Source organism: Acidimicrobiia bacterium, assembly GCA_036271555.1.
In the GTDB taxonomy this organism is placed as follows: Bacteria; Actinomycetota; Acidimicrobiia; order IMCC26256; family PALSA-610; genus DATBAK01.
Window position 1 is genome coordinate 1 of sequence record DATBAK010000027.1, and the last position, 11,439, is coordinate 11,439.

The following is an 11,439-nucleotide window of genomic DNA, read 5'->3' on the forward strand; positions in this document are numbered from 1 at the left end:
GCGGTGACCGTGAGCCGCAGGCGCGCCTCGCGCAGGTCGTTCGCGGTGAGCACCGCGTCGGCCGCGGCGCGCAGGTCGCCCGTCGACGGCAGCGAGATGCCGAGTCCGGCGGCCGAGTGCGCGAGCCGTTCGAGGTGACGGCGCCAGGCAAACGGCACGCCGCCGTACACGCGCAGCGTCTCGAAGACGCCGTCGCCGACGACGAGACCGCGGTCGAGCGGCGAGAGCCGCGCCGCGCCGGCCTCGACGAGCTCGCCGTCGACCCAGACGATCACGCGATCACGAATCGCTCAGGGTCGCGCCGACGTCGGTGCGACCGACGCGCCGTCGGGACCCGCGGCTGCGAGCAGTCGCGCCGCCTTCAGCTCGGTCTCCGCCCACTCGCTCCGGGCATCGGAGTCGGCCACGATCCCGCCGCCGACGCCGAGGTCGGTGTGGCCGCCGCTGATCGTGAACGTGCGGATCGCGACCGCGAGCTCCGCGGCGCGCTCGTCGACGTCGATCCATCCGATCGCGCCGCAGTACACGCCGCGCCGAACCGGCTCGAGGTCCTCGATCGCCTGCATCACGCGCGGCTTCGGCGCGCCGGTGATCGACGCGGGCGGGAAGGTCGCGTGGATCAGGTCGGCGAGCCCGACCGACTCGCGCCGGCGCCCCTCGATCGTGCTCACGAGGTGGAACAGGCCCGGGTGCTCCTCGAGCGCGGCGAGCTCGAGCGTGCGCACGGAGCCCGGCTCGCACACGCGCCCGAGGTCGTTGCGCGCGAGATCGACGATCATCACGTGCTCGGCGCGGTCCTTCGTGCTGCCGAGCAGCGCCGCGCGATCCGCGTGCGTGCCCTTGATCGGTCGCGTCGTCACGCGCGTGCCGCGCAGTGAGAGGAACAGCTCGGGTGACGCGCACACGACCGCCGGGCAGTACGGCGCTTCGCGACCGAACGTCATCAGCGCGAGGTGCGGCGCGGGGTTCTGCCGGTCGAGCGCGAGGTAGAGCGCGCGCGGATCCGCGGCGCGCGGTGTCGAGAGTCGGCGCGTGAGGTTCACCTGGTAGCACTCGCCCGCGTCGAGCAGACCGTGGATCGACTTCACGCCCTCGACGTACGCGACGCGGTCGAGGCTCGACGTCCAGTGCTCGAGGCCGACCGGTTGCGTTCGCAGCTCCGAGCGGCGCGCATTCCACAGTGCGCGCTCGAGGCACAGCCGCGCGAGCCCGGTGCCTTCGACGACCGGCTCCTCGCCGGGCGTGAAGCGCACGCACGCGTCGTAGCGCGCGAGCGCGAGGTCGGGGATGGCGCGATCGGCCGCGGCCCAGGGCACGACCCGCTCGACCGCCCGGCCGAGGTCGTAGGCGAGGAAGCCGGCCCACCAGCCGCCTTCGCGCTCGATGGCGTCGAGCGCACGGAAGCCGTCGACCCCGTGGGCGACCCGCACGTGGGCGGGCTCGGCGGCGACGATCGTGCTCGCGCCGTCCCGGACGACCGCAACACCCGCCTCGAGCGACAGCTGCTCGAGCAGGGCAGGTACCGACAGCGCCTGCACCCACGGAGTTTACCGGCCGCACTCGCGGGCGTTCGCCGCTCGCGCGCTCCCGCCGGAACGCCACAATGGCGACCATGAACTACGACCTCTCAGAGGAGCAGGAACAGTTCCGGAAGGTCGTGCGCGACTTCGCCGAGTCGGAGATCGCGCCGCACGCCGCGCAGTGGGACCGCGACGAGGTGTTTCCGGTCGACACCGTGCTCGCCATGGGGGAGCTCGGTCTCTTCGGACTGCCGTTCCCGGCCGAGTACGGCGGCTCCGACAGCGACTTCCTCACGTACTGCCTCGCGATCGAGGAGATCGCGCGCGTCGACTCGTCGATGGCGATCACGCTCGAAGCCGGCGTCAGCCTCGGCGCGACCCCGTTCTTCCTGTCGGGTACCGAAGCGCAGAAGCAGGAGTACCTCGTGCCGATGGTGGCGGGCCGTGTGCTCGGTGCCTTCGGTCTCACCGAGGCCGAAGCGGGCTCGGACGCCGGCGCGACGCGCACGAAGGCGACGCTCGACGGCGACGAGTGGGTCGTCGACGGCAGCAAGACGTTCATCACGAACTCGGGTACGGCGATCACGAAGTGCGTGACGATCACCGCGCGCACGGGCCCCGACGAGATCTCGAACATCGTGGTCGACGCGGGCGCGCCCGGCTTCGAGGTCGCGCCGCCGTACCGGAAGCTCGGCTGGCACGCGAGCGACACGCACGAGCTCAACTTCAGCGAGTGCCGCGTTCCCGCGGACCATCTGCTCGGTGCGCGCGGCCGCGGCTTCCAGACGTTCCTCGCGATCCTCGACGGCGGTCGCGTCGCGATCGCCGCGCTCGCGGTCGGCCTCGCGCAGGCATGTCTCGACGCGTCGCTCGCGTACGCGCGCGAGCGCCAGGCGTTCGGCGGACCGATCGGCCGCTTCCAGTCGATCGCGTTCAAGTGCAGCGACATGGCGCTCGCCGTCGAGAACGCGCGCAACCTCACGTACAAGGCCGCGTGGCTGCGCGATCAGGGTCGGCCGCACCGTCAGGCCGCGGCGATGGCGAAGCTCTACTCGAGCGAGGTCGCGGTGAGCGCGACGCGCGACGCGGTGCAGATCCACGGCGGCTACGGCTTCATGGAGGATTCGCCGGTGAGTCGCCTGTACCGCGACGCGAAGATCCTCGAGATCGGCGAAGGCACGAGTGAGATCCAGCGCCTGGTGCTGGCCCGGGGCCTCGACCTGCCCGTGGAGTAGTAGCGCTCGCGCCGGAACGGGCGGTTCGCGGACCGCCCGACTCGCTCCCATCGCGCGTCGCGGAGCGGCGAGCGCAGCGAGCGTGACCATGGAGATGGCGGCCTCGGCCACTACGCTCGACGCGCTGTGGCCCCCCTCCGAGCAGAGTCGCTGCGGTCGCAGTGGCATGCGTTCGCCGCCCGCTTCGTCACCGCCCTCCTCGTCGTGTCGGTCATCACCGCGGGCGGCATCGGCTACGCGTACTGGTTCGCGAACGACCAGATCGTGAACCACACGAAGTCGGTCGTGATCGACAAGAAGGTGCTGCCGGACGTCAAGCCCACGCAGCCCGCGAACTATCTCATCGTCGGTTCGGACAGCCGCGCGTTCGTGAACGACCCGATCGCGCAGGAGCACTTCGGCGACCCGAAGTACCAGACCGGCCAGCGGTCGGACACGATCATGGTCGCCCACATCGATCCGAAGGCGCCGAACAAAGGCTTCCTGCTCTCGATCCCACGCGACCTCTGGGTGAACATCCCGGGCCACGGTCAGCAGCGGATCAACGCGGCGTACAACTTCGGCCCGACGACGTTGATCCAGACGATCGAGCAGAACTTCGACGTCACGATCAACCACTATCTCGAGGTCGGCTTCGCGACCTTCGCGCAGATGGTGGACGCGATCGGCTCGGTGCACATCTTCTTCCCGACCCCCGCGTTCGACAAGTACACCGGTCTGTACATCAAGAACCCGGGGTGCGTCGCGCTGAACGGTCTCGAAGCGCTCGAGTACGTGCGCTCGCGCCACTACAAGTACCCCACCGCGTCGCACGGTGGTTCCGACCCGAACAACTGGTACGAGGAGCCCGACTCCGACTTCGGGCGCATCCGCCGCCAGCAGTACTTCATCCGCTCGCTCGCGCAGGAGGCGATCAGCAAGGGCGCGCGCAACCCGTTCACCGCCAAGGCGTTGCTCCAGAAGACGGTGCCGAACCTCGTGCGTGACAGCGGCATGGGTCTGAACGACTTCCTCTCGCTCGTGCGCGCGTTCCGCAGCGTGGACCCGACGGCGGTGGTGATGGACACGCTCCCGGTCACCGAGGGTCATGTCGACGGCAACGACGTGCTCTTCATCGATCAGGCGAAGGCGGCGCCGTACCTGCAGCAGCTGCGGACCTTCATCTCGCAGACGAAGCCGGCCAAGGTGCCCGACATCGCGCCGAACGACATCACGGTCCAGGTTCTGAACGGCTCGGGCGTGAAAGGCATCGCGGGGGCGACGAAGACGGCGCTCACCGGCTTCGGTTTCGCCGACGGTGGCGCCGCCGGTGACGCCGACCGGAGCGACTACGCGCAGACCGAGGTGCGCTACGTGCCCGGCGCGCTCGGCAAGGCCCAGGTCGTCGCGTCGTATCTGGGCGTCGGCAAGCTCGTGGCGCTCCCGAGCGCGAGCAGCGCGTCGGCCCAGGTGCTCGTGGTGCTCGGCCGGGACTTCAACATCCAGGCGGTGTCCAAGCCGGGCTCGCACCCGACCGTCGTCTCCTCGACGAGCAGCACGCTGCCCGCGAACCCCGGCTCGACGCCGGGCCTCACCACGCCGACCACCGTCGCCGGAAAGCCCCAGGTCGGCTGCGGCTGACGAGGCCCCGACAGGGATACGAAAGGGCCTCCTAGACTCAGCCCGCATCCCCGTGGCCGCACCGGGTTCGACTTGCGTCGGGGGGCGCGGGTGCCGATGAGTCCACCGTGAACTCTGCAAGGAGCCGGGCGTGAAGGTCGCCGTCATCGGAGCGGGTTATGTCGGCCTGACGACCGCCGCCTGCCTGGCCTCGCTGGGCCACGACGTCGCCTGTGCCGACATCGACGTGGACCGGGTGAAGCGGCTCAACGCCGGCGACATCCCGATCCGTGAGGAAGGTCTGCCGCAGCTCGTCGGCGCGGGGCTCGCGGCGCGCCGGCTCTCGTTCGTCGTCGGGGCCGCGAAGGCGGTCGGCGGCGCGGAGCTCGTCTTCCTCTGCGTGCCGACGCCCCAGGGCGATGACGGCGCGGCCGACCTCTCGTACGTCGAGACCGCGGCGCGCGAGATCGCGCCCGCGCTCGCGTCGGGCGCGTGCGTCGTGAACAAGTCGACGATGCCCGTCGGCTCGACGCGGCGCGTGCAGCAGATCCTCGGCGAGTCCGGTGCCGCGCTCGACCGCGTGACCGTCGCCTCGAACCCCGAGTTCCTGCGCGAGGGCGCGGCGGTCCGCGACTTCCTGAACCCCGACCGCATCGTGATCGGCTGCGACGACCCCGCGGCCGCGGTGCGCATCTCCGACCTCTACCGCGCGGTCCGCGCGCCGGTGCTCGTCACCGACCCCGCGTCCGCGGAGATGATCAAGTACGCGTCCAACGCGTTCCTCGCCACGAAGATCTCGTTCATCAACGCGATCGCGAACCTCTGCGAGTCGGTCGACGCCGACGTGCGCGAGGTCGCGCTCGGCATGGGCTACGACAAGCGCATCGGCTTCGAGTTCCTGCACCCCGGTCCGGGCTACGGCGGGTCGTGCTTCCCGAAGGACACCGCCGCGCTCATGTACACCGCGACGCAGGCGGGCTACGACTTCGGTCTGCTCGAAGGTGTGCAAGAGGTCAACCGCGCGCAGCACGAGCGCATGGTGTCGAAGATCGTGCACGCGGCCGGCGGCGACGTCGACGGGCTGCGCGTCGCGGTCTGGGGCCTCACGTTCAAGGCCGACACCGACGACATGCGCGACTCACCGGCACTCGTGATCGCGCGCCGGCTCGTCGAGCTCGGCGCGAAGGTGCGCGGCTACGACCCCGCCGTCGACACGGGCACCGATCGCATGCCCGCGGGCATCGAGGTCTGCGCGGACGCCTTCGAAGTGTGCGATGGTGCGCACGTGCTCGCCGTGCTGACCGAATGGGACGAGTTCCGCTGGCTCGATTTCGACCGCGTGCGCTCGACCATGGCGTCGCCCGCGATCGTCGACACCCGCAATCTGCTCGACCCCGCCGCGCTGCGACGCCGCGGATTCGTGTACACCGGGGTCGGGCGCTGATGGCGCGGATCGTCGTGACCGGCGGTGCGGGTTTCGTCGGATCGCACCTCTGCGACACGCTGATCGAACGGGGCGACGAGGTCGTCTGCCTCGACAACTTCATCACCGGCCGGCGCGAGAACGTCGCCCACCTGGAAGACGAGCGGCGCTTCGAGCTCGTCGAGTGCGACGTGTCGGTCGACATGCCCGTGTCCGGGCGCGTCGACGCGGTGATGCACTTCGCGAGCTGCGCGAGTCCCTTCGAGTACCTCGCGCATCCGTTCGAGACGCTCGACGCGGGATCGCTCGGCACGCGCCGCGCGCTCGAGCTCACGCGCGCGAACGACGCGCGCCTGCTGCTCGCGTCGACGAGCGAGGTCTACGGCGAGCCGCAGGTGCACCCGCAGGTCGAGTCGTACTGGGGCAACGTCAACCCGATCGGTCCCCGCTCGGTGTACGACGAGGCGAAGCGCTTCGCGGAGACGCTCACGATGGCGTATCACCGCGAGCTCGGGCTCGACATCGGCATCGTGCGCATCTTCAACACGTACGGGCCGCGGCTGCGCTCCGCCGACGGCCGCGTCGTGTCGAACTTCCTCGTGCAGGCGATGGAGGGCCGGCCGCTCACGATCTACGGCGACGGCAGCCAGACCCGTTCGTACTGCTTCGTCGAGGACGAAGTGCGCGGCATCCTCGCGCTGCTCGACTCGGACGTGGTCGGACCGGTGAACATCGGCAATCCCGACGAGTTCACGGTGTCGGAGCTCGCGCGACTCGTGCTCGAGCTGACCGGGTCGGCGTCCGAGATCGTGCACGAGCCGTTGCCGGTCGACGACCCAACGCGACGTCGTCCCGACATCACGCTCGCGCGCGAAGCGCTCGGTTGGGAGCCGGCGATCCCGCTGCGGATCGGGCTCGAGCGCACCTACGAGTGGTACCAGAAGGAACGCGCGCGGAAAGGCATATGAGCAGTTCGCGCCTGCATCGCGAGCTGACCACGACTACGCGCTAGACATCGTCCCGGTGAGCAGCCCGGGGCCGGCAACAGCAGAAGCGGTGCCGCCACGACGGGCGAGTCGCTTCGCGGCTCGTCCGTGCCGGCGACTGAGGCGCCAGGAGCGGCGAGCGCAGCGAGTGCGACCGTGAGCATCGCGTACAAGAAGCTCTCGGTCATCGTGCCGGTGCTGAACGAGCGAAACACGGTCGCCGAGATCGTGCGCCGCATGCGCGCCGTCGAGCTGCCCGCGGGACTCGACCGCGAGATCGTCATCGTCGACGACGGCAGCACCGACGGCAGCGTCGACGTGTTGCACCAGCTGAACGACAGCACGGTGCGCGTCGTCACGCACGGCACGAACCGCGGCAAGGGCGCGGCGGTGCGCACCGGCTTCGCGCACAGCAGCGGCGACCTCGTGCTCATCCAGGACGCCGACCTCGAGTACGACCCCGAGGACTGGCCGAAGCTGCTCGCGCCGGTGCTGCGCGGCAAGGCCGTCGTCGTGTACGGCTCGCGCTTCACGGGCGAGCGCCGCAACATGTTGTTCCTGCACTGGGTCGGGAACCGCTTCCTGTCGCTCGTGACGAACGTGCTCTACAACACGACGCTCTCCGACATGGAGACCTGTTACAAGCTCATCGACCGCTCGGTGCTCGAGGGTCTCGAGCTGAAGGCCGACCGCTTCGACATCGAGCCCGAGATCACCGCGAAGATTCTCAAGCGCCGCATCCGCATCTACGAGGTGCCGATCTCGTACGCGGGCCGCGAGTTCCACGAAGGCAAGAAGATCGCGTGGCACGACGGATTCGCGGCGCTCTGGATGCTCATCAAGTGTCGTGTCGTCGAGTGAGCCGGCGGCGCGGCTGACGCGCTGGGCCGCCGTCGTCCCCACCTACAACTACGGCGACGTGCTCGAGCCGAGTCTTCGCTCGATGGTCGCGGAGACGAGCGCGGGTCCGCCCGACCTCGTCGTCGTCGACAACGCGTCGACGGACGGATCGACCGACCGGCTGCGCGTCGCGATGCCCGAGGTGCGCCTGCTGCCGGCACCGGGCAACGTCGGCTACGCGCGCGCGGCGAACCTCGGCATCGCCGCCACCGACGCGCCGATCGTCGCGGTGCTGAACGGCGACCTCGAGCTGCATGCGGGAGTCGCCGCGGCGATGCTCGCGGCGTTCGCCGCCGACGCGCGTCTCGGCGCGGTCGGTCCGCGAATGCTGAACCTCGACGGCTCGGTCTATCCGTCGGCGCGCTCCGACCCGGGCCTGTTCGTCGCGCTCGGGCACGCCGCGCTCGGGCTCGTGTGGAAGACGAACCCGTGGACCCGTCGCTACCGCCAGCTCGACGTCGACCCGACGGAGTCGCGCGACGTCGACTGGATCTCGGGCGCGGCGATGTGGCTGCGCCGCGAGGCGCTCGACGACGTCGGCGGATGGGACGAGCGCTACTTCATGTACATGGAGGACTTCGACCTGTGCCTGCGCCTGCGCCGGGCCGGGTGGCACGTCCGCTACGAGCCGGCCGGCGAGGTGGTGCACGTCCAGGGCGCGAGCACCTCGAAGCGCCCGTACCGGATGATCGCCGAGCACCACCGCTCGGTCTGGCGGTTCGCGACGCGCCGCTACCGCGGCTGGCGGCGGATCCTGCTCGTGCCGCTCGCGCCCGTGCTGCTCGTTCGGTGCATCGCCGCGATGGCCCAACACGCCTGGGGCCGGCCGAGCATGCCGAAGGTCACCGGCTAGCCTGCCTCCGGTCATGGGGAAGTCGTCTCGCAACAAGCGCCGCACGTATCAGAGCCCGAAAAAGGCTCGGGCCGGCAACAACACCCTCTGGTACTCGCTGGCGTTCGTCATCGTGGTGGGCGGTGTGCTCGCCGTCGCGTTGAGCCGCTCGACCACCACGAGCAACGTCGGGCCGACATTGAACGACCACTGGCACGCCGCGCTCGGCGTCGACGACTGCGGCACGTGGGTGCCGAACTGGGCGTGGCCGCCCGGCAACGTCTCGTCGGCATCGGCGGTCGGCGCGGGCGCGCCGGCGCGCGCCGGCTCGGGCGGCCTGCTGTACGCCGGTCTCCACAGCCACGGTGACGGGCTCATCCACATGGAGCCTTCGGGCACCGAGGACGAGGGCAAGAACGCGACCCTCGGCCGCTACTTCAAGTACGGCGGCTGGAAGCTCGGTCAGACCTCGATCGACTTCGTGAACGTGAACGAGAAGAACGGCACCAAGTGCGACGGCAAGCCGGGCGTGCTGCGCTGGGCCGTCAACGGCAAGGAGAAGCAGGGCAACCCTGCCGACTACAAGCTCTTCGACGGGGACGCGGTGGAGCTCGTGTTCACGACCGCCGACGCCAAGATGCCGCCCAAGACCCAGATCCCGTCGTACGCCGCGCTCCAGGACATCCTCGGCCAGACGAATCCGACCGAGCCCGTGCCGAGCTCGCCCGGCGCGACGCAACCCGGCGTCACCTCGCCGGGCCAGACGTCGCCCACCACCAGCGCGTCCACGGCGACGACGACGGGGGCAACGACCACCTCGACGCCATGAAAGCGGTCGTCCTCGTGGGGGGCGAAGGCACGCGCCTGCGGCCGCTCACGTTCACGACGCCGAAGTCGCTGCTGCCGATCGCGAACCAGCCGTTCCTCGAACGGCAGCTCGCGTGGCTGGAGTCGCACGGTGTCGACGAGGTCGTGCTGTCGCTCGGCTACCTGCCCGACGCGTTCACCGTCCACTTCCCCGAGGGGCGCTGCGGGGGCATTCGTCTGACGTACGCGGTGGAGCCGAAGCCGCTCGGCACCGCGGGCGGGATCCGCTTCGCGGCCGACGGCATCGACGACGTCTTCATCGTCTGCAACGGCGACATCCTCACCGACTTCGATCTCTCCGCGATGCTGCGTTTCCACGAGACGAGCGCCGCGCAGGCGACGATCGCGCTGACGCAGGTCGACGATCCGTCGGCGTTCGGTGTCGTGCCGACGCGTGACGACGGCGAGGTCGTCGGCTTCATCGAGAAGCCACCGCGTGATCTCGCACCGACGAACTGGATCAACGCGGGCATCTACATCCTCGAGCCCGGGCTCATGGAACGCATCCCGAAGCGCGTGAACGTGTCGATCGAGCGCGAGACCTTCCCGCGCATGGTCGAGACCCGCAACTGCCTCTACGCGTGGAACGGCGCGGGCTACTGGCTCGACATGGGGACGCCCGCGAAGTACCTCCAGGCTCACGCCGACCTGCTCGCGGGCACGGTCGGCGCGCTGCCCGCCCCGGGCGCGGTCGAAGGGCCTGCGGGTGTCTGGACGCAGGGCATCGCCGACGTCGACCCCGAGGCCCGCCTCACCGGTCCGGTCCTCGTCGGTCCGGGTGCCCGCATCGAGGCCGGCGCGTCGGTCACGGCCTCGGCCGTCGGTGCCGGCGCCGTGGTCGGAGCCGGGGCCCGGGTGGAACGCTCCGTGGTCTTCGCCGGCGCCCAGGTCTCGGAGCGCGCGATCGTCACCGATTCGGTCCTCGGAGCCGACGCGATCCTCAAGCCCGAGGTCGTGCTGACCGACGTGACCTTGATCGGCGCGGGCGTGCACATCGCGGCCGGCACCCGGATCTCGGGTGGTCGCGTGCCGCCCGCCGAGTAGGCACGAGGACACAATTGCGGGCCCGCCGGACGCGGGCGGGAGTGAGAGGCACGACATGGCGAACAAGGCGCTCGTCACCGGGGGCGCGGGGTTCATCGGCTCGACGCTGGTGGACCGTCTGCTTGCGGAGGGCTGGTCGGTCGACGCGGTCGACGACCTCTCGACCGGGCGGCTCGGCAACCTCGCCGACGCGCGTGCGGTCGGCGATCGCCGGTTCTCGTTCCACCGCATGGACGTCCGCTCGACCGGCCTGCGCGACGTGATCACGCGCGCCGACCCCGACGTGATCTTCCACCTCGCGGCGCAGATCGACGTGCGCGTGTCGGTTGCGGATCCGATCCTCGATGCCGAGGTGAACATCCTCGGCTCGCTCAACGTGCTCGAGTCCGCGGTCGCGGCGAAGGTGAAGAAAGTCGTGTTCGCGTCGTCGGGCGGCACGATCTACGGCACGCCCGACCAGATCCCGACGCCCGAGACCGCGCCGCAGCTGCCCGAGTCTCCCTACGGCGTCGCGAAGAGGGTCGTCGGCGACTACCTCCGCTTCTACCGCGAGGCACGCGGTCTCGAGTTCACCGCGCTCGCACTCGCGAACGTGTACGGACCGCGCCAGGATCCCCACGGTGAGGCCGGCGTCGTCGCGATCTTCGCGGGGAAGCTGCTGCAGAGCGAGACGTCGATCATCTTCGGCGACGGGCTGCAGACGCGCGACTTCGTCTTCGTCGACGACGTCGTCGACGCGTTCGTGCGCGCGTCCGACAAGGGCGGCGGGCTGCTCCTGAACATCGGTACCGGTGTCGAGACGAACGTCGTCCAGCTCTACCAGGCGATGGCGCGCCTCGCGAAGGTGAAGCGCAAGCCGCGCCACGAGCCCGCGCGGCTCGGCGAGCTCGAACGGTCGGCGCTCGACCCCGGCCGCGCCGAGATCCACCTCGGCTGGAAGCCGTGGACGTCGCTCGACGGAGGCCTGGGCCGCACGCTCGAGCACTTCCGCGCGCTCGCCGCCACCGCCTGAGCCGCGTTTCCCGGCTGCGCC

The 11,439-nt window shown here is 70.4% G+C and carries 11 protein-coding genes; 9 read left to right on the forward strand and 2 right to left on the reverse strand.

Annotated features, from left to right (window positions below):
• On the reverse strand, positions 1-275 hold a 275-nt coding region (locus VH914_08205), incomplete at its 3' end, for an aminotransferase class IV (protein HEX4491168.1).
• Between the two features lie 15 nt (positions 276-290).
• The gene (locus VH914_08210; protein ID HEX4491169.1) at positions 291-1,538 is read right to left on the reverse strand and encodes an anthranilate synthase component I family protein; all 1,248 of its coding nucleotides are present in this window, start codon (positions 1,536-1,538) and stop codon (positions 291-293) included.
• Positions 1,539-1,612: 74 nt separating this feature from the next.
• Here VH914_08210 and VH914_08215 point away from each other — a divergent pair, with 74 nt between their 5' ends.
• The 9 genes from VH914_08215 (at position 1,613) to VH914_08255 (ending at position 11,418) form a co-directional block, all read left to right on the forward strand.
• Entirely contained in the window at positions 1,613-2,755 is a 1,143-nt protein-coding gene (locus VH914_08215) for an acyl-CoA dehydrogenase family protein (GenBank protein HEX4491170.1), read from the forward strand.
• Between the two features lie 126 nt (positions 2,756-2,881).
• Positions 2,882-4,375: an LCP family protein gene (locus VH914_08220; GenBank protein HEX4491171.1), complete on the forward strand. Its 1,494-nt coding sequence runs from the start codon at positions 2,882-2,884 to the stop codon at positions 4,373-4,375.
• A gap of 130 nt (positions 4,376-4,505) precedes the next feature.
• Positions 4,506-5,798, forward strand: coding sequence for a UDP-glucose/GDP-mannose dehydrogenase family protein (locus tag VH914_08225; protein HEX4491172.1), 1,293 nt, complete (start codon positions 4,506-4,508; stop codon positions 5,796-5,798).
• Positions 5,798-6,745, forward strand: a complete 948-nt coding sequence (locus VH914_08230) for a UDP-glucuronic acid decarboxylase family protein (GenBank protein ID HEX4491173.1) — start codon at positions 5,798-5,800, stop codon at positions 6,743-6,745. Before VH914_08225 ends, VH914_08230 begins: the two co-directional genes overlap by 1 nt.
• A gap of 174 nt (positions 6,746-6,919) precedes the next feature.
• Positions 6,920-7,624 (forward strand): glycosyltransferase family 2 protein, encoded by a 705-nt coding sequence (locus VH914_08235; GenBank protein ID HEX4491174.1) that lies wholly within the window; start codon positions 6,920-6,922, stop codon positions 7,622-7,624.
• Complete coding sequence (locus VH914_08240; protein ID HEX4491175.1) at positions 7,611-8,516, forward strand: glycosyltransferase family 2 protein; 906 nt, start codon at positions 7,611-7,613, stop codon at positions 8,514-8,516. The genes VH914_08235 and VH914_08240 overlap by 14 nt, the downstream gene beginning before the upstream one ends.
• A 13-nt stretch (positions 8,517-8,529) precedes the next feature.
• On the forward strand, positions 8,530-9,324 hold the full coding sequence (locus tag VH914_08245) for a hypothetical protein (GenBank protein HEX4491176.1): 795 nt from the start codon (positions 8,530-8,532) through the stop codon (positions 9,322-9,324).
• Positions 9,321-10,406 (forward strand): NDP-sugar synthase, encoded by a 1,086-nt coding sequence (locus VH914_08250; GenBank protein ID HEX4491177.1) that lies wholly within the window; start codon positions 9,321-9,323, stop codon positions 10,404-10,406. The genes VH914_08245 and VH914_08250 overlap by 4 nt, the downstream gene beginning before the upstream one ends.
• Positions 10,407-10,461: 55 nt before the next feature.
• The gene (locus tag VH914_08255; GenBank protein ID HEX4491178.1) at positions 10,462-11,418 is read left to right on the forward strand and encodes an NAD-dependent epimerase/dehydratase family protein; all 957 of its coding nucleotides are present in this window, start codon (positions 10,462-10,464) and stop codon (positions 11,416-11,418) included.
• Positions 11,419-11,439 lie beyond the last annotated feature (21 nt).